We start from the raw sequence: 20023 nt of genomic DNA on the forward strand, positions 1-20023 counted from the left end.
TTTTTAAACGAAAAGAATATTTACTAATTTACAGATTTTTTACCTTCCACAAGGGATCGCCTTACTCAGATTCAATACAAATTATATTAATTCGTTATTTCACAAAGCCAATAGCATAAATCACCTAACTTACAATATAGGCTTAGCACTTATGCGTATTTTTATATAGCTCAATCCAATATACACCCAGAATCTAAAATGCTTACTCTACCCAAAGGTGAATAATACTAATAATTTACAATACACTTTTATAGATGTCTTTTTTTATTGTTGCAGAAAATATTCTTATTTTGCTTACATTTTGTAGAATATTTTCAGAGTCAAGGATTATACATAAGTGCATTCTTCAGATAGTTGTAATATTTGAATATTTATGATATGTAAAAAGTTCGTGAATTTGAGATATTCGATTAAGTCAAGTTTGAGGGTAATACACGAAGAATGTCTTGAGTTATTAAATTAAATAGCTTTATTAGATAAAAAAGGTGCATCAACCTGAGTTCATGCACCATACAATTTATTTGAATGATTGATTTGACTTGAATTTTGACCTTAGTCTAAATTCTAATTAACCCAAATCAAACAGTAAGATTTCTCCTCCTACATCTGTTGTCATCTCTAATTGTGTTTCGCCACTCATTTGCACTCCATCACCGGCTCTTAATTCTTCACCATTTAGATTTACAACGCCTTTCGCAATTTGCAACCAAGTGTGACGATTGGGTTGAGCGTGATAACTAATATTGTCTCCGGGCTGCAAAATTGAAGTATATAAATCTACATCTTGATATACTTTTACAGCACCATCTCTAGCATCATGTGCGGCAATTAAACGTAATTTACCGGTTCTTTCTTCAATAGAAAAAGCTTTTTGTTCGTATCGAGGTTTTAGATTTTTCTTATCTGGAAGAATCCAAATTTGCAGAAAGTGAACTGGTTCTGATTGAGAATGATTAAACTCGCTGTGCATGATACCAGTTCCAGCACTCATAATTTGTGCTTCACCGGGACGAATCACCGAACCCGTTCCCAAACTATCTTTATGTTCTAAGGCTCCATCCAAAACGTAGGTAAGGATTTCCATATCACGATGCCCGTGAGTCGGAAAGCCAGCCCCTCCGATAACACTATCGTCATTTATGACTCGTAAAGAGCGAAATCCTAAACGATTTGGGTCATAAAAACCACCGAAAGAAAAGCTATGAAAACTATCGAGCCAGCCCATTTGAGTTCTGCCGCGAGCATTTCTGTCATGAATAAGATGGGTTTTAGTAGCTTGAGCCATTGATTTGCCTCACTTTAATTTTGGATTTTATATTTTGCGGAAAATTGTAAATATAGATTTTCTTCCTCTCAAACTTTTCAAGCTAGATTCTGAATTACAAATTGTAGATATATATCAGTTTTACGTCTCTACAAGAGTTAAAAATTAAAAGCTAGGAATTATTCACCCTACTTTCTCTTTTTTCTACTTGCTTTGAAAAATTTTAAAATTTAAGCTTATCTATTAAGTTGCTACTATTTAATGTTAGAGTATGTATCCATCAAATGAAAAGTAGGTACTTAAAAGTGGGGTACTCACCAAAAAGTTACTATGACAATTATCAATAATTTTGAATATATTAATATTTAAAAACCCGGTTTTTTATTAAACCGGGTTCGCTATTTATAAAAATATTTTCAGAACGTTACAGCAAATCAAAATCAGCAATTAACAAAAATTAGTTAATGCTAACTTTTTCTTTGACCATACCATCTGTTTTGACTTCAGAAACTTGAATATGAGCTTCTAAGAACCAAAGTCTCTTGTCAATGGTGCGAGAAATTTCAACGTAAAGGTCGTTGGTATCTTGATCGTTGAGTTCGTCAGTTTTGTCAATAGCTTCTCTCAAATGCTTAGCATATGCTGCAAAACGCTCAACCAAAGCAGTTACATGTTCCTTGCCATCCAAAATATCGGTAGGATATTCGGGCAATATGGAATCAGCAGCAGCCATGCGGACTGTACCACAAGCATATCCAGCCAAAGCGGTAACACGTTCGGCTACCATATCAATATACTCTTCTACTTCAGCCGCAATTTCGTCAAACATTTCGTGAAGCTGATAAAAATCAGCTCCTTTTACGTTCCAGTGTGCTTGTTTGACTTGACTTTTCAAATCTGCTGTTGCTGCCAAGGTTTTATTTAGAAGTGTTACAACTTGGCTTCTTACATCAGCAGGAATATCAATATGAGATGGATAAAGACGTGATGCGAGTTTTCCGTTTGTGTCGCTCATTATTGTGTATCTCTCTTCGGACAGGCATATACATACTTTACAAGCACATATTTATTTCTCAACACTCTCTATCGGCTGAGTTATTCAACAAGCAATACTTTCTACCGATAGATAGAATAAATACTTATAAAAGTTATGAGGCAAGGTATTTTGCTGCACAACGCATTTTAAAATTAGAACAGCATTTAATATTTATTTACAACTATCTGTTTAATCCTATGAACTATCAAGTTATCTACGACGGCAACTGCAATCTTTGCGTCACCTTAGTACAAGTTTTAGAAAATTTAGATAAAGGTAAAATGTTTAGCTATATCCCCATGCAAGATGGGCAGACGCTGCAAAAGTGGAATATTACATCAACTGATTGTGAATTAGGGATGATTTTAATAGATTCAGATCAACCAAAAAAACGCTGGCAGGGTAGTGCAGCAGCAGAAGAAATCGGGCGTTTACTACCTGCGGGCAGTATTTTTGTTGATGCCTATCGCGCTCTACCAGGATTAAAATGGGCTGGGGATAGATTCTACGAACAAATCCGCGACAACCGCTACACAATTTTTGGCAAGCGCGACAGTACATATAAGTCAAACTATTGTAGCGATGGTAATTGCAAAGCCTGAATTGAAAGGGGGAAGATTGGGCAGAGCGGCTAGAGGGGCTAGAAAAGATTTATCTTACCCATTACCCATTACCTATTACCAATTTTCCCATGCCCAATGCCCAATTCCCAATTCCCAATTCCCTAATCGTTTTTAATTTCTGATTTGCTGTTAAAAACTTCCAAAATTTGCCGACAAAAGTCCTTTAATTTGTTTTGTTTTTCTTCAGAAGGTTCAAGATTACCAACAATACGCCAGTTGTCTACCGTAGAAAGTCGCCATTGCTCTCCCCGATGATCGAACCCAGCGACTTCTACACCAATTGCACGACGTAAACCGTTAATGGGATCTTCATAAAAACGTATTTGAGTCAAGATACTACGACTTTGCCAAGATTTACTGACACCGGGAAAGTGAAAACCAATATCAATGGAGTCTGGATCGACTAATTCCATTGTTTGTTCGTCACTTCTCCAAGGTTTAAGATCGGACTTGGCATCGGGAAACTCAAATTTGAACAAATTAACCACCGCAGCAATCTTGCTAGCAAATTCCAGATTTGTTGCCATCTCAGATGCGTTCACGAAAATACTCCCCTTTGTAATCTAGAGGCTAATGTAAAGAAGGTTACGATTATTTTGTAAACGCCAAAACGCTTACCTTATTAGTGTTTCAGCTTATCAAGCCTCTTTAGATTAAAGCAACGATAAAATCCTACTTTTTATTTTGATATTAATGAGCTAAAAGGAAAATCCACCTGGGAATAATTCTGTTAAATCGTAGATAGTAAAAATTAGCAAATCCTGCGATCGCTAAAATCTGTACAATTTGAGCCCATAAAGATAAACTATTGAGGCTCATGATACTTATTATGCAAAATTAATCACAAAATTTTAAATTTAAATTTTATTGTATCAATTCACTCAAAGCTTTAACTAAAATTGTATTCTCTTCATCGGTACCTACAGCAATTCGCAACTTATCTTCTAACCCTTCCTGTTTAAAATATCGAATCAAAATACCTTGTTCTTTGAGCTTGAAATATAAATGTTCGGCATTTCCTTTTGTAGGCTGCACTAATAAAAAATTAGTCTGAGAATCCCAAACTTTAAAACCTAACTTTTCCAAATCTACCGATAGTTTGTTCCTCGATATTCTAACTTTTTCGGCACAACTATTTTTATAATCTTGGTCGCGCATGACAGCAGCACCGATAGCGCAGGCAATAGCATCAATATTGTAGCTATCTTTAATTTTATATAAACCCTGTAATAATTTTGGATTGGCAACTCCGAAACCTAATCTTATACCGGCAAGAGAATATCCCTTCGATAGAGTACGAATAGAAATGACATTATCAAACTCTTTAACTACAGATAAAGCATCACTAGAAGCAAAATCACAATAAGCTTCATCAATTACCAATACACCAGATAGTCTTGTTGCTAATTCTCGTAAATCTTCTACTGGTACAACATGTCCGGATGGGCTGTTAGGAGTAGCTATAAATGTTACCGCGCCATCCACTTGAACTAATTCTTCTATCGGTAATTTGTAGTCTGCGGGATAATCAATTTCTACTGTCTGGGCTGGCTGCATTTCGACTAAGGTGCGGTAAAGCACGTAAGTAGGCATAGGATAAACTACTTTTCTATCAGCATCAGTACAAGCTCGAATGACTAGATTCAGCACTTCATCGCTACCATTACCAACAATAATCCAGTCGGCAGGAACATTTAAAACTTCGCTAACAGCATTGCGAAAATTGGTAGCAGATGAATCTGGATATCGTCGCAACCATTCCCAATCAAAGTCTTGCAATACATCTTTCACCTTTGGGGAAGGAGGATAAGGATTTTCGTTGCTGTTAAGCTTAATAATTTTACTATCCGATTTCGGCTGTTCCCCAGGAATATAGCCAGTCATTGCATCAACTTCAGCACGGAAAAAGCTAGTCATTTCAGTTATCAGTTATCAGTAAAATGAAAATTGCCGATAAATAAATTATGCATGAATACAGTCCCCAATGGACTGCCAATTTATTTGATGATTACAGTGGAAAAGAATGGCAACGTTTGGTTAAAAAATTAACTCAATAAGTTTAGCTGTTTGTTCGTGCTGATTAGTTTAAACAAGTAAATATTCTCGAATAAACTCAACCACACCCTCACCTTCTTCTTTAGTCGCTATCCAATCAGCTTTTGCTTTGACTGCATCTTCAGCATTTGCTACGGCTACTTTAAACCCGCAATAATCTAAAAAATCTAAATCATTTGATGCATCACCAACAGCAATCACTTGATTACTTTGAATATTTAAATGAAATAATGATTTTTCTAAACCTTTGGCTTTGTTTGTTCCTGTAGGCAAGATTAAACCATAATCTTTATGACATATTACATGTAGGGGAAATTTGAATTCATCAATTAAAGCATTAACTCTTTCAACAAACTTAAGACGAACCGTAGCCATAATTATATTTTGATGAAATGGTATATCATGCCGCATCAATTGAGCAATAAATTCTATTGGTGGCTTATTAGCTAATGGCTCGATTTTATCTTGAAATGGTAAATATAAAACTGCGCCATTTTCTACAATTATCAAATCGAATATTTTAATCTGGGGACATATTCGCAATAAATCATGGAATCCTCTTCCCGTCACGATACTGATTAAAAATCCTGCTTGCTTTGCTTCTAATAACGCATTTTCAACATTATTTGTTATTCTACCTTTTGTTGCGATTGTCCCATCATAGTCAGTCGCTAACATTTTGAATTGATAATTCAGCATTCGGTGATTGATATCTAATGACAGATAAAAAATATCATATTTTTCAAGAATTAAATTAAAGTAAATTTGATTCTTAGGGTGACGCGACATCAGAGATTATTATCAAATCAATTTTCTTTTTTATTTGCTATACGATTAAAAACCAATTTTGAAATCTGAGGAAATATGTGCCAATCATATGCATAGGCTCTGTCTTCCCCAAAAATGACTAAAATATAAGCAGCTTTTCCATCCGGTGTCGCAATAATTGCCGCATCATTTCTACTACCAGAAGTCCAACCTGCTTTTCCCATAAACTGAGCATCATTTGGTAAAGATGCACTTAAAAAACCTCTTACGGGGTTAAACTCATTTGGGTTTTTATCGTTTTTTTTGATATTCCTTGTTTGAGAACTAATGGTTAACCATTGCGCCATTTTTGGGCTATAAATTGCGGATACAGACTGATTCTCGTAAATTTCATATAGCAGTCTAGCAACTTGTTTTGTTGATACTTGATTGCTAATTGGGTTTTGAAGATTTGTTCGTAATTTAAAATCGGAACCTTTTGGTTTAGAAAGCTTTAAAGATGGAATTGGAAATGTTTTCTGACTGACATTTATATTTTCATATCCTCCATCTTGAAAATACTGGTTAACTTGCAATCTTTTTGTTCGCCAATTTTTATACTCATCTCCTTTAATACTGTCTCTATATTCGGTTTTAGACAATCTATCAACAATGTAGCTCGCAGCTTCGTTATCAGATTTTTGTATCATAGAATCTAGATATTGAGAAAATTCTGCTTCTGATAAAATACCTTTTTCAATTTGAGCATAAAGGTAAACCATCCAGAATAACTTGGCTACGCTAGCTGGATATCTCAGTTTTTCTTGCTGATATCCTGCATACTCGTTAGCTTTTATATCGATTAACGTAATTGACAGTGACTTGGTGGGAAGTTTTTTATTTTTAATGGAATTAATTGCTTCGTTCACAATGCTCTGCAATTTATCGCTTTTAGTAAACTTTGGAGAGCTTGTAATGTTGTATGCTAATTCCGAACTCTTTGTCTCTTCAGATATCTGAGATAATTTAACAGATGAAGCTGATGCTATTGGAGATGATAGTCTTCTTAAAGCAGATTTATTTACTTGTGTAGCAATTTTTTCGGTATTATTAGCATTCTGTTTTAATATAATTAAACCTATTGAAGTTATAGTTAGCGCAACTCCAGTTACTATACCCAAAACCTGTAAGCTAAATAATTTAATAGAGCGTTTTTTATCGCTTATTCTCATTATATATATTGATACTATTTTTTTATTTTCTACTGGTTATTAATATTAAAAAAATCATATTACATTATCTAAAACTGCGGTAAAGTTTGAAGTAATATTTGGTGAGTATTTTTGCCAGATAATTTCACCTGTAGATGGATTATTGGGAAGCTCTTGGGGGATTTTTCCCGTAAGTAAGTATATCGCAGTCAGTCCCAAACTATACAAATCACTAGAATATACCAGTCTTCCTGCTGATTGTTCTCTGGGCATAAACCCTGGTGTCCCAATTACAATCGACTTAGTAGAATTTTCGGACACTGCCACTAGCGTTTGCATTGTTTCCTTAACTGCACCAAAATCGATTAAAACAGCTTGTTCATCTGATGAGCGGATAATAATATTTTTCTGAAAACTTTAATTTAGCTTGCTTGAATCATCGAAGTTCCAATTCTGCTGCGTTGAATTCCACACTAGTTTGAAGCGTTGAGCGTCGGTAATTACTCTGCCAGATTTGAGATAATATTTCATTTGCGTTTCTACAGTCGCAGTATTTGAAGTAGTTGATAAATTCTTCGCTTGCTCAACTTCTACTCTTTGAACCTTATTCCACCAATTTGTATATTCGGAGTACCTATTATTCGATTTTTCCCTTTTAAATTTTGGAGTAAGTTGATTCCAACTAGCTGTATAATTTCGATTATTAATAGTTTGATAGTAATCTCTTACCGCTTGAGAAGGTGATGGCTGAGAATCTGTTTTAGGAATTTTTACTTGAGAGCCGTAAAAATAATTTGGAGATGCATTTGCATTTTCACTTGCTAAGGCACAATAAGCATTTTGATTGCGACGAACGTAATCTTTTAGTGAATCGATACAGTTTGCTCGACTGTTAAACTTTGCCACATAGACTTGATGGTATGGGTTATTAGATAAATTCGGATAATCCGGCAACCAAAATTTTCCCGTTTGGTTGTAGCCAGCGTTTTTTAATTCTCTGATTTGATTGTTAGCGTTATTAATTTGTCTAAATGCCGAATCTGCCAGAAAATAAAACGAATCTACTTGTTTTACAGGAGGAATCGTAGCTGTTTTACTTGGTGTTACCGTAGGTTGCTGTGTTTCAGTTGTTTTTTCTGGCTGTCGTCGTGGCTGCTCTCGGAAATAAGCAAAAGCTAATAACGCGCATCCACCCATCAAACCACCTATTAGTGCTGACTTAAACCAATTTCCGCTGGTACTGGATTTTGCCATTTTTGCTGGTGGAGATGGCACAATTGGTACTGTTGGCTGTATTAATTGGGATTGTAGCGCCTCGATCATTTCTCTCGCAGAAGAAAAACGTTCTCTAATATGGGAACGAATTGCTTTATCTAAAACTAGGGCAAAATTATTACTTATACCGTTTGTCTGCCAAATAATTTCACCACTGTAGCTATCTGTTTCTAATTCCTGGGGCATTTTAGCCGTCAATAAATAAATAGCTACTAATCCCAAACTATACAAGTCACTTGCAAAAACAGCTCTACCCGCAGCTTGTTCAACTGCCATAAATCCCGGCGTACCAATCACAATCGAACTGGTAACATTGCCGCTAGCATTAACTTGTGCAGCCATTGTTTCTCGCACCGCACCAAAATCGATTAAAACTGGCTGATTATCTGATGAGCGAACGATAATATTTTCTGGTTTGATGTCGCGATGAACAATACCTTTACTATGAACGTATTCGAGTACATTTAACAAACCGATTAGTATTTCCCGTACCCTAGATTCGTTCAAACGCCCTCGATTGGCAATTATCTCGCTCAAAGTCTGCCCTTGAATGTATTCCTGAGCTAAATAAAATCGCTGTCCCTCGCTAAAATAGGCATATAGTCTGGGAATCTGGGAACTACCATCACCTAATTCTTCTAAAATCGCCGCTTCTCGCGCAAATCTCTGCTGCACGATTTCATAGGTTTGAGGATTATCTTGAATTATTCTTAATTGTTTGATGACACACCGGCGAGTCGAAGGTATCTGGGTATCTTCAGCTAAAAAAGTTTCTCCAAATCCACCGCTTCCTAAAGTTTGAATTATTCGATAGCGGTTGTTAAGCAGCATCTATATAAGTTAATCGGCTAATAAGCAACAAGAAATACTGTCATATATTTTACTAGCAAATACTAGACAAAGAGGTTACATAATTAAAACCCGCTACTAGAGCGGGTTAAGAATTAACAAATCAATATAGGTTTAATTCCCCATCCCTATTCCAACCTTCTTCTTTCTTCCTTAGTTTTAAGCTGATGTGCAGCTAAATTGGATAATGTGAAAAAATGAAAAGCTTCTAGTCTGAGTCTCTTGCTCACTATTGCTATACAAATTCAATACGTAGTAGCTTATTTACTTTAACTACCAAATTTACTCATTAACTCACCCAATTCGGAAAAACTTTGTTTCAAGCAGTCAAGATATTCTTGTGTCTGCTGATACTTACTAGTGACGCTGACAGTAATACTATCTGGCTTGATAATGTAGCCAATTCCATAGCCATTATCTACTACTTGCCCAAAACAAAATAACTCCATACCCATCCCCGCAGCTAAACTGCTAGTACAGATGGTGGAATCACCAAGAACTTTATAAGCTTTGTCTTGATAGATTTTGGGAACGATTCCCTGGGCACGCCCTAACCTTAATAATGACTGTAAATGACGATCGACACCATATCCTTGCTGACAATCTTTTTGACGAGAAACATGAGCGGCAACAGCTTCATTTAGAGCCGCGTATTTTTCCTCATCCGCAGATTTTTCAGTAAAAGTGCGAATTAACTCTACAGACTCAGGAGTCACCGAACGCATTGCTTCTGTACGTCCGTAGGCAAATCTTCTAGTATGTACAGATTCATACACACAATCAATTCTGCCGCGCAACTTCACATAAGCAAGTTGAATTGCCAATTGAACTACAGCATCAGGACTTAAACGATAGTTTTTAATTAAATTTCGCCCAAATTCTTGGTAGTCAAAAACCTTTGTTTCGTGTTCGGAGATAAAATTCTCAACTTCTAATTCTGCTTGCTTAATTTCCGCTAAAATTTCGTCGCTGAATTTCCACTGTAATTTTGTGGGTGTTTCTAGCTCAAAAGCTGCATTTGTATTTTGTGCCGATTCTTGTTGTTGCTGTCGCTCTTTATTGACTTCATACAGGTAACGCATGATGACAAAACCATCAATGCCCACATGCTCGACATTTACACCAGAGTAGCCATTAGATGTAAAAATTAATTGTAGGGGTTTATCAAAGCAACGATTTTTTCCATCTCCGTGCAATACGCTTCCGCCAGCAGCTTCTAGATTTGCTGGTGCTGTATCATCCAAGCAAACTACAAATAAAGCGCTATCTAATAAATCAAAACTACGAGCATTTCCTGGATCTAAAGCTGTCATACCCTGACGAACTACAGCCCAAGCTGCCCTATTCATCGCTGTTAATGCTCCTAAAGCTGGTTCGTTTGCTGAAGCATTTTCTAAAATCCAATTAATTTGCCCTTCAACTTCTGCTAGCGATGCAATTTTTTCATCTTTGAGCGGTTGTAGCGAGTAAAATGCATTGCGATAAACAACTACAATATTTTCTTGTTCTGGAATATGACGCATTTCATCGCGTTTAACACCAGGAATGCGATTCCAGGCAAATAAATTATCGTACTGAATCATACACATCGGCTGATTACCGTTACGCGGTGAATCCCTATCTGGTTCTAATTCCCGTCGTTTGATTTTTAAATAAAATTTCAAAGTATCCACAATCCAGGTTGCAGCAAGTTGAGCTTGAGGTAATTCTGGCTGGGAAATTGGCGCAAGTACCCCTCCAAAGTTTTTGTGAATAGCCAAAGCTCCCCGATATTCCGAAAAACTTTCTTCCCGGTAATCGTGAACGTAACTGGTTTTAGTTGCACGATTAATTATTTCTAATTGCTGCTGTAGTTTTTTACCGCTTGTTTGCTGAAATTCTTCCACCGCGACTTGTGTTTCTTTTAATTCTTGTTGACTTAGCAACGGTGCAACTATCTGAAGATATAGTTTGCAAGTTTGTTCTAATGTTGGTAAAGGTAGCTTGGGTAGAGAATTTTGAAATTCGTACATCATCGATGATTTGATTAATACTTTTAGAAATTAACAATCTTGTGCTTTTAAATTATAATTTGATACCATCCTACAGATAGTATTTAGGTCACTATTTAGGCGATTGTGAGTATGAATTGAGCATAACTTGACTAGGCTGTTCGCTTTAATAGTCCACAGAAAGTTATCTAAATAACACTTTTTTAAGTTTGTTACACTCCGCTATGATATTCGCTGTTTTAACAGTTTTTATACTGTATTGTACATAATAGATTCAAGTAAAACAGTAGGTATGCAATGGTTAGCAAACAACTTACAAAAGTGCCGTTAAAAATCGAACAAATAATCAATTTGGACCAATATCCGATTGCAGATCTATCTAACCAAGAATCTTTAGATTTAATTGCTAATTGTCGCCAACAACTAGAGTCACGGGGATGCTGCGTATTCAAAAACTTTTTAACCAAAAAGGCGCTTTTTCTAGCTCAACAAGAATCTTTATTGCTAGAAAATGAAGCATATTATGCAACCAGAAAAACAAATATATTTAAAACAGATGATGACCCAACATTACCACCGGAACATCCGGCAAGATATTTTATGGAAAGAACAAACGGTTTTGTTCCATTAAATAAATTTCATCCGCAATCGCTTTTCTTAACTCTTTACCGCGCCAAAATTTTTCAGAATTTAATTGCTGCTTGCTTGGCAACTGAACTTATATATGAATATAGCGACCCTTTAGCCGGATTAGTATTAAATATTTTACGACAAGGCGCGCAACATCCCTGGCATTACGATGAAAATGATTTCAGCGTTGTTTTAATGATTCAAGCAGCAAGTGCAGGAGGAATTTTTGAATATGCTCCTAATATTAGAACACCCTCAAGTGAAAACTTTGAATCAGTGAATCAAGTTTTACATGGCGATTATCAAGGTGTGGAACAAAATAATTTACAACCGGGAGATTTACAAATTTTTCAGGGTAAATCATCTTTGCACCGCGTAACAAAAGTCGCAGGAAATCAAAAACGTTACACGGCTATTTTTTCTTACACTAAAGAAAATAATGCGATCGCAAAAGCCGAATATAGCGAAGCGTTATTTGGCAAAGCAATATCTCTAGCTGTCAGACAAACAAAAATCTTAGTTGATAAAGAGATGTAATTTTTGTTTCATCAGAAAATAGTCTACAGGAACATTTGGCTACTAGTAAATGTGAACTAAGATAGAATAAAGCCCTAGGATTTCGTTATTCATTATATTATTTTGCCTGACTTATATCTAAAGAAAAGATAATCTTTGCATATCCAGCTTTGAAGTGGCATTAAACCATTCAATTTGCTGCTTCAACTCTGGTTTTTATTTCAGTTTTTTTCTTCAGATAGCACAAAATAAAATTTTTCCGATATTTTTTTTGTAGCATCTTCATATTGACAAATTGGATGCTATATTAGTAAGGCTATTAGTGTGCGTACATATATAGATAGTTTTCTTAAAACCTGTGGCAAATTCAAGATCGGCTCTCAAGCGCGTTCAAGTTGCAGAACGCAATAGACTACGTAATAAATCCTATAAATCGGCATTAAGAACCTTGATGAAGAAATACTTCGTCACCTTGGAGAAATATACAGCCGAGCCTTCCGAAGAACTAAAGAAAGAAGTATTAGATAGTATGTCTGCTGCTTATCAGAAGATAGATAAAGCAGTTAAGCGAGGTGTACTTCATCGTAATAATGGAGCAAGGCAAAAATCTAGATTAGCTAAAAAGCTAAACGCTGTAACTCAAGCAGCGAACTAGTCAATTTCATAAAGTCAGCGACATTTGACCTTGATTGCTGACTTTTAATAAAGGATATTCTCAATGCAGCTGATTGACACCCACGTTCATCTTAATTTCGACCAATTCCAACCGGACTTGGAAGCGGTTCGCTCTCGATGGCAGGAAGCGGGTGTAGTGCGCCTAGTCCATTCATGCGTTGAGCCATCAGAGTTTGCGGGCATCCAAGCATTAGCTAATCGATTTCCCGAAATTAGTTTTGCAGTAGGATTACATCCTTTAGATGCCCAAAAATGGACATCTCAAACAGCATATGAAATTGAATCCCTGGCTGATTCCGGGGATAAAATTGTTGCGATTGGGGAAATGGGATTGGATTTTTACAAGGCTGACGATCGCGAGCAACAGCTTTTGGTGTTAAAAAAGCAGCTAGAAATAGCCGTAAAGCTTAACTTGCCAGTGATTATCCACTGTAGAGATGCTGCATTAGAAATGAAGCAAGTGTTTGAAAGTTTCAAACAGCAGTATGGAGAAAATTTTAGGGGAGTAATGCACTGCTGGGGTGGAACACCAGAAGAAACCCAATGGTTTTTGGACTTGGGGTTTTACGTTAGCTTCAGTGGAACCGTTACTTTCAAAAAAGCCCATGCAATTAAAGAGTCAGCCACTATGGTAAGAGGCGATCGCCTTTTAATTGAAACTGACTGTCCTTTCCTAGCCCCAGTTCCAAAACGAGGGCAAAAACGCAACGAACCGTCCTATGTCCGTTTCGTAGCCGAACAAGTAGCGAATTTACGAGGAGAAACTTTAGAGTCAATTGCTGCAACTACTACCAAAAATGCCTGCGATCTGTTTGGCTTAAAGCTATAAAAACTATTTGATTAGCAATGCATTTGGGCTAGAAAAGAAAATCCTACTTTAGGAGGAGGGAAAATATGATATAATTCTGTCCTCCGATTATATTTGCTTGGGTCATAATAGTTGAATGACGCTCGCAATATAATTATTTAGCTCAATTATCGAAGAACTATCAAATAGAAGCTATTTTACGATTTGCCTCGTATCCCATTCGCGGATATCCACGAACGACAACTACCGCTTCGAGAACTTATACACAAGACTGATACATGAGTTATAACTAGCTTACTCAATCGGCTAAATTATTCCATTTATAGAAAACTGTTTAAGGTTCTGAGCTTGGGACAATAAAATTCGGTGAAGGGATGCGAAGTAATTCAAGAAAAACTAGTTATTAATGCAAGAATTAATTCTTTTAGTAACAGGATACCACCACTACGAAGTTAGAAAGGCTGTTGGAATAGCAACAAGCATCCATTAGGAGACGGCATTGCTTGTTAATTAAAGCGCACCTTGGAGGGGGGAATAAGCAAAGTGAAACAGTTTCTTCTAAATTACAAACCGAGCTTATCTTTTAGCAAACTCAAGCAAATAATTGCGATGCAGGTAAAATTACTTTCTGGGAAAGGGAGGATTGATTATTTGATGCAGATGCTATTTAGAGGCTATTATCCTCCATTAAATCCATGCAAAGGTTTCACTACGACAGCGGCATGATGAGAATTTCCTAAACGAAAGACAACTTTCTTTAATCCCTTTAACCCCTTTATAGATTTTAATATGGGCATGAATTACGACTCAATGACAGAACCGGGCTTCATGTTGCCCGATTTAATTGAAATTCAACGTTCTAGCTTTCGCTGGTTTTTAGAAGAAGGGTTAATAGAAGAGCTTAATTCCTTTAGTCCCATTACTGATTACACCGGCAAATTAGAACTGCACTTCTTAGGACAAAACTACAAGCTTAAAGAGCCTAAATATGGTGTAGATGAATCAAAGCGTCGGGACAGTACCTATGCGGTGCAAATGTACGTACCCACACGCTTGATAAATAAAGAAACTGGTGAAATTAAAGAGCAAGAAGTATTTATCGGTGACTTGCCTTTGATGACCGAACGCGGCACTTTTATTATTAACGGTGCAGAGCGGGTAATTGTCAACCAAATAGTTAGATCCCCAGGAGTTTACTACAAATCCGAAATCGATAAAAACGGTCGCCGTACCTATTCTGCTAGTTTAATTCCCAACCGGGGCGCATGGCTGAAGTTTGAAACAGACCGTAACGATCTAGTGTGGGTCAGAATTGATAAGACTCGTAAGCTGTCGGCTCAAGTATTGCTAAAAGCATTAGGGCTTACCAACAACGAAATTTTCGACGCTATGCGTCACCCAGAATACTTCCAGAAAACCATTGAAAAAGAAGGGGAGTTTTCTGAAGAAGAAGCCTTAATGGAACTGTATCGTAAGCTGCGTCCCGGTGAACCGCCTACAGTCTTAGGCGGACAACAGCTTTTAGACTCGCGCTTTTTCGATGCGAAACGGTACGATTTAGGTCGCGTCGGACGCTACAAACTCAACAAGAAATTACGCCTGCAAATTCCAGATACAGTTAGGGTGTTGACGGCTCCAGATATTTTGGCAGCAGTCGATTACCTAATGAACTTAGAATTTGATATCGGTAATATTGATGACATCGATCACCTTGGTAATCGCCGAGTTAGAAGTGTCGGTGAATTGCTGCAAAACCAGGTAAGGGTAGGTTTGAATCGTTTGGAGCGAATTATCCGCGAACGTATGACCGTATCCGATTCCGAGTCCTTGACTCCTGCTTCTTTGGTGAACCCCAAACCTTTGGTAGCAGCAATCAAAGAATTTTTTGGTTCCTCACAGCTATCTCAGTTCATGGACCAAACTAATCCTTTGGCAGAACTGACCCATAAACGAAGACTCTCAGCATTAGGTCCTGGCGGTTTAACTAGGGAACGTGCCGGTTTTGCAGTTCGAGATATTCACCCGTCTCACTACGGACGTATATGCCCGATTGAAACTCCAGAAGGTCCCAACGCCGGACTGATAGGTTCCTTAGCTACTCACGCCAAAGTAAATCTATACGGCTTCTTAGAAACTCCTTTCCGTCCGGTAGAAAACGGAAAAGTCATGTTTGAGAAGCAAGCGCTTTACATGACTGCTGACGAGGAAGATGATTTACGGGTGGCTCCTGGTGATACTCCCCTTGATGAAAATGGATACATTATTGGTTCCCAGGTACCAGTACGCTATCGCCAAGATTGGGCAACTACCACACCAGAGCAGGTGGATTATGTAGCGGTTTCTCCGGTGCAGATTGTTTCAGTAGCAACAAGTTTGATTCCCTTCTTGGAGCATGACGACGCTAACCGTGCTTTGATGGGGTCGAACATGCAACGGCAAGCAGTACCGTTACTCAAGCCAGAGCGTCCTTTAGTCGGAACTGGTTTAGAAGCCCAAGCAGCGAGAGACTCCGGGATGGTAATCGTATCCCGTACCGACGGTGACGTAACTTTTGTAGACGCTACAGAAATTCGCGTTCGCCCCGCACCAGACCAGCGCGAAGAAGTTTACATAATTTCTAAATACCAGCGTTCCAACCAAGATACCTGTTTAAACCAAAGACCGTTGGTAAGAATTGGTGAAAGAGTTGTTGCCGGACAAGTACTTGCTGATGGTTCTTCCACAGAAGGTGGGGAATTAGCATTGGGACAAAACATCGTAGTAGCCTATATGCCTTGGGAAGGTTACAACTACGAAGATGCAATTCTGATCAGCGAACGCTTGGTACAAGATGATGTTTATACCTCAATTCACATTGAGAAATACGAAATTGAGGCAAGGCAAACCAAGTTGGGACCAGAAGAAATCACCAGAGAAATTCCCAACGTTGGTGAAGACGCGCTGCGAAATTTAGACGAGCAGGGAATTATCCGCGTTGGTGCCTGGGTAGAAGCTGGAGATATCTTGGTAGGTAAAGTAACGCCTAAAGGTGAATCCGACCAGCCACCGGAAGAGAAATTATTACGAGCAATATTTGGTGAAAAAGCCAGAGACGTAAGGGATAACTCTTTGAGAGTACCCAACGGTGAAAAGGGAAGAGTCGTAGATGTGCGGATATTTACCCGCGAGCAAGGTGACGAACTTCCACCAGGAGCAAACATGGTGGTGCGAGTTTATGTAGCTCAAAAGCGGAAAATCCAAGTCGGCGACAAAATGGCCGGAAGACACGGTAATAAAGGAATTATTTCCAAGATATTACCTTTGGAAGATATGCCTTATTTACCCGATGGTTCTTGTGTAGATATCGTACTCAATCCCTTGGGTGTACCGAGCCGGATGAACGTAGGACAGGTATTCGAGTGCTTGCTTGGTTGGGCAGGTCATACCTTGGGGGTAAGATTTAAGATTACGCCTTTCGATGAAATGTATGGTGAAGAATCATCCCGACAAATCGTCCACGGCAAGCTGCAAGAAGGAAGAGACGAAACCGGCAAAGACTGGGTATATAATCCCGACAACCCAGGAAAAATTCAAGTTTATGACGGTCGTACTGGAGAACCTTTTGACCGAGCGGTGACTATTGGTGTAGCTTACATGCTCAAATTGGTTCACTTGGTAGACGATAAAATCCACGCTCGTTCTACAGGTCCTTACTCCTTGGTTACCCAACAGCCATTGGGTGGAAAAGCACAGCAAGGCGGTCAGCGTTTCGGAGAAATGGAAGTATGGGCATTGGAAGCATTCGGTGCAGCTTATACCTTACAGGAATTGTTGACAGTTAAATCCGACGATATGCAAGGACGTAACGAAGCTCTTAACGCCATTGTCAAAGGAAAAGCAATTCCTCGTCCGGGAACGCCAGAATCCTTCAAAGTATTGATGCGAGAATTGCAATCCTTGGGATTAGATATCGCCGTTCATAAAGTCGAAACTCAAAACGACGGTAGTTCCTTGGATGTAGAAGTTGACCTTATGGCAGACCAAAACTCTCGTCGTACACCACCCCGTCCGACCTATGAATCATTGACACGCGAGTCGATTGAAGAAGAGCAGTAAAGGTTAAAGGTTAAAGGTTATAGGTTAAAGGTTATAAGAGGTAATAGGTACTACGCAAAATGTAGGTAACTACGAGCGCAAAAATTGTGGTTCCCGCCATTAATACCTTTAACCTGTTCCAACCTTTAACCTATTCCAACCTTTGACCTTTGACCTTTGACCTTTGACCTATAACCTTTGACCTCTAAAAATGAGAAATTCTCAAAATAATCAATTTGATTACGTAAAAATTGGTCTGGCTTCACCCGAACGTATTCGCCAGTGGGGAGAAAGAACTTTACCTAATTCTCAGGTGGTTGGAGAAGTAACCAAGCCGGAAACTATCAACTACCGGACTTTGAAGCCAGAAATGGATGGGCTGTTCTGCGAAAGAATTTTTGGTCCTGCTAAAGACTGGGAATGTCATTGCGGTAAATATAAGAGAGTACGTCATAGAGGTATTGTTTGCGAGCGCTGCGGTGTGGAAGTCACCGAATCAAGAGTGCGCCGTCACCGCATGGGCTATATAAAGCTAGCTGCTCCTGTAGCTCACGTTTGGTATCTCAAAGGTATTCCCAGCTATATTTCCATTCTGCTGGATATGCCTTTAAGGGATGTAGAACAAATAGTTTACTTTAATTCTTATGTAGTTCTAGCTCCAGGAAATGCGGAATCCTTAAGTTATAAGCAGTTACTCACAGAAGACCAATGGCTGGAAATTGAAGACCAGATTTACAGCGAGGATTCCACTTTAGAAGGTGTAGAAGTTGGTATTGGTGCGGAAGCCTTGCTGCGTTTGTTAGCGGATATCGTCTTAGAGCCAGAGGCTGAAAAATTACGTGAGGAAATAACTAACGCCAAAGGTCAAAAAAGAGCCAAGTTGATTAAGCGGTTGCGGGTAATAGATAACTTTATCGCGACTGGCTCGAAGCCGGAATGGATGGTAATGACAGTGATTCCGGTAATTCCTCCAGACTTACGTCCGATGGTACAGCTTGACGGTGGTCGTTTTGCGACTAGCGATTTAAACGATTTGTATCGACGGGTGATCAACCGGAACAATCGTTTGGCAAGATTGCAGGAAATTCTGGCACCAGAAATTATTGTTCGTAACGAAAAACGAATGCTGCAAGAAGCAGTAGACGCTCTTATTGATAACGGTCGTCGGGGGCGTACTGTAGTTGGTGCAAACAATCGTCCGCTGAAATCTTTATCCGACATTATTGAAGGTAAACAAGGACGTTTTCGTCAGAACTTGTTGGGTAAACGGGTAGACTATTCCGGAAGAAGCGTAATTGTAGTTGGTCCGAAGCTAAATATTCACCAGTGCGGTTTGCCTCGGGAAATGGCAATTGAATTATTCCAGCCTTTTGTAATCAATCGATTAATTAGGGGCGGTATGGTGAATAACATCAAAGCGGCGAAGAAATTAATTGCTCGTTCGGACCCCCAAGTTTGGGATGTTCTGGAAGAAGTGATTGAAGGACACCCAGTTATGCTTAACCGTGCCCCAACTTTACACCGTTTGGGTATTCAAGCATTTGAGCCAATTTTAGTAGAAGGACGAGCAATTCAACTGCATCCTTTGGTATGTCCGGCATTTAACGCCGACTTTGACGGCGACCAAATGGCAGTACACGTACCTTTATCTTTGGAATCGCAATCGGAAGCCAGATTGTTGATGCTCGCTTCTAACAATATACTTTCACCAGCTACCGGTAAGCCGATTATTACACCCAGCCAAGACATGGTACTGGGAGCATATTATTTAACAGCAGAAAATCCCGGAGCAAGCAAGGGTGCTGGGGGATATTATGCATCTTTAAATGACGTAGTCATGGCTTACGAACAAGAACAAGTAGATTTGCACGCTTATGTTTACGTCCGCTACGACGGCGAAGTAGAACAAGATGCGGATGATAAAAAGCCTGTAGAAGTTACAGACAACGAAGATGGTACTCGTACCTTACGCTATAAATTCCGTCGCGTTAGAGAAGATGAAGCAGGTAATTTACTATCTCAGTATATATATACAACGCCGGGTCGCGTAATTTATAACATGGCTATTCAAGAAGCTTTAGCAAGTTAGTTATTAGTTATTAGTATGGGTAACTAATAACTAATAACTAATAACTAACTGCCAACAACTAACAACTAACCCTTCGGGTATCTCCTTCCGGGAGACGCTGCGCTAACAGCAGTCGCACTCTGCGAGAAAGCCTCCGGCTTACATGGGGGAAATCTCCTTTCTGCGCGCTGCTTCACTTCT

At 38.6% G+C, this 20023-nt stretch carries 14 protein-coding genes and 1 pseudogene; 6 read left to right on the forward strand and 9 right to left on the reverse strand.

Features of this window, described 5'->3' with window-relative positions; all coding sequences use genetic code 11:
* Nucleotides 1-568: 568 nt before the first annotated feature.
* Together RIV7116_RS03410 and dps are read right to left on the reverse strand one after the other, a co-directional pair.
* Complete coding sequence (locus tag RIV7116_RS03410; protein ID WP_015116871.1) at nucleotides 569-1285, reverse strand: pirin family protein; 717 nt, start codon at nucleotides 1283-1285, stop codon at nucleotides 569-571.
* Nucleotides 1286-1721: 436 nt separating this feature from the next.
* A complete protein-coding gene (gene dps / locus RIV7116_RS03415; protein WP_015116872.1) occupies nucleotides 1722-2279 on the reverse strand; it encodes a DNA starvation/stationary phase protection protein Dps in 558 nt (185 codons plus the stop codon).
* Nucleotides 2280-2497: 218 nt separating this feature from the next.
* On the opposite strand from dps, the gene RIV7116_RS03420 reads away from it, so the two are divergent.
* Nucleotides 2498-2902 (forward strand): thiol-disulfide oxidoreductase DCC family protein, encoded by a 405-nt coding sequence (locus RIV7116_RS03420; RefSeq protein WP_015116873.1) that lies wholly within the window; start codon nucleotides 2498-2500, stop codon nucleotides 2900-2902.
* A 122-nt stretch (nucleotides 2903-3024) separates the two neighbouring features.
* Here RIV7116_RS03420 and RIV7116_RS03425 read toward each other — a convergent pair whose 3' ends face one another.
* The 7 genes and pseudogenes from RIV7116_RS03425 to RIV7116_RS03455 all read right to left on the reverse strand — a co-directional run bounded on the left by RIV7116_RS03425 (nucleotide 3025) and on the right by RIV7116_RS03455 (nucleotide 11075).
* Complete coding sequence (locus tag RIV7116_RS03425; RefSeq protein WP_044290735.1) at nucleotides 3025-3465, reverse strand: hypothetical protein; 441 nt, start codon at nucleotides 3463-3465, stop codon at nucleotides 3025-3027.
* A 322-nt stretch (nucleotides 3466-3787) separates the two neighbouring features.
* Complete coding sequence (gene hisC / locus RIV7116_RS03430; RefSeq protein ID WP_015116876.1) at nucleotides 3788-4840, reverse strand: histidinol-phosphate transaminase; 1053 nt, start codon at nucleotides 4838-4840, stop codon at nucleotides 3788-3790.
* A 168-nt stretch (nucleotides 4841-5008) separates the two neighbouring features.
* Nucleotides 5009-5767, reverse strand: coding sequence for an HAD family hydrolase (locus tag RIV7116_RS03435; RefSeq protein WP_015116878.1), 759 nt, complete (start codon nucleotides 5765-5767; stop codon nucleotides 5009-5011).
* Between the two features lie 17 nt (nucleotides 5768-5784).
* The gene (locus RIV7116_RS03440) at nucleotides 5785-6957 is read right to left on the reverse strand and encodes a serine hydrolase (RefSeq protein WP_015116879.1); all 1173 of its coding nucleotides are present in this window, start codon (nucleotides 6955-6957) and stop codon (nucleotides 5785-5787) included.
* Nucleotides 6958-7014: 57 nt separating this feature from the next.
* Nucleotides 7015-7341: pseudogene (locus RIV7116_RS03445) on the reverse strand (serine/threonine protein kinase); the annotation flags it as partial.
* Between the two features lie 12 nt (nucleotides 7342-7353).
* The gene (locus RIV7116_RS03450; protein ID WP_015116880.1) at nucleotides 7354-9042 is read right to left on the reverse strand and encodes a serine/threonine-protein kinase; all 1689 of its coding nucleotides are present in this window, start codon (nucleotides 9040-9042) and stop codon (nucleotides 7354-7356) included.
* Nucleotides 9043-9329: 287 nt separating this feature from the next.
* Complete coding sequence (locus RIV7116_RS03455; protein WP_083894036.1) at nucleotides 9330-11075, reverse strand: choline/carnitine O-acyltransferase; 1746 nt, start codon at nucleotides 11073-11075, stop codon at nucleotides 9330-9332.
* Nucleotides 11076-11348: 273 nt separating this feature from the next.
* Between RIV7116_RS03455 and RIV7116_RS03460 the strand changes: the two genes are divergently transcribed.
* From RIV7116_RS03460 to RIV7116_RS03485, 5 genes are all read left to right on the forward strand, one after another.
* A complete protein-coding gene (locus tag RIV7116_RS03460) occupies nucleotides 11349-12218 on the forward strand; it encodes a hypothetical protein (RefSeq protein WP_015116882.1) in 870 nt (289 codons plus the stop codon).
* A gap of 337 nt (nucleotides 12219-12555) precedes the next feature.
* Nucleotides 12556-12852, forward strand: coding sequence for a 30S ribosomal protein S20 (rpsT, locus tag RIV7116_RS03465; RefSeq protein ID WP_015116883.1), 297 nt, complete (start codon nucleotides 12556-12558; stop codon nucleotides 12850-12852).
* Nucleotides 12853-12915: 63 nt separating this feature from the next.
* On the forward strand, nucleotides 12916-13701 hold the full coding sequence (locus tag RIV7116_RS03470) for a TatD family hydrolase (protein WP_015116884.1): 786 nt from the start codon (nucleotides 12916-12918) through the stop codon (nucleotides 13699-13701).
* A gap of 774 nt (nucleotides 13702-14475) precedes the next feature.
* Nucleotides 14476-17775: a DNA-directed RNA polymerase subunit beta gene (gene rpoB, locus RIV7116_RS03480; protein ID WP_044291451.1), complete on the forward strand. Its 3300-nt coding sequence runs from the start codon at nucleotides 14476-14478 to the stop codon at nucleotides 17773-17775.
* A gap of 190 nt (nucleotides 17776-17965) precedes the next feature.
* On the forward strand, nucleotides 17966-19843 hold the full coding sequence (locus RIV7116_RS03485; RefSeq protein WP_015116886.1) for a DNA-directed RNA polymerase subunit gamma: 1878 nt from the start codon (nucleotides 17966-17968) through the stop codon (nucleotides 19841-19843).
* The last annotated feature ends 180 nt before the right edge of the window (nucleotides 19844-20023 follow it).

Source organism: Rivularia sp. PCC 7116 (assembly GCF_000316665.1).
In the GTDB taxonomy this organism is placed as follows: Bacteria; Cyanobacteriota; Cyanobacteriia; order Cyanobacteriales; family Nostocaceae; genus Rivularia.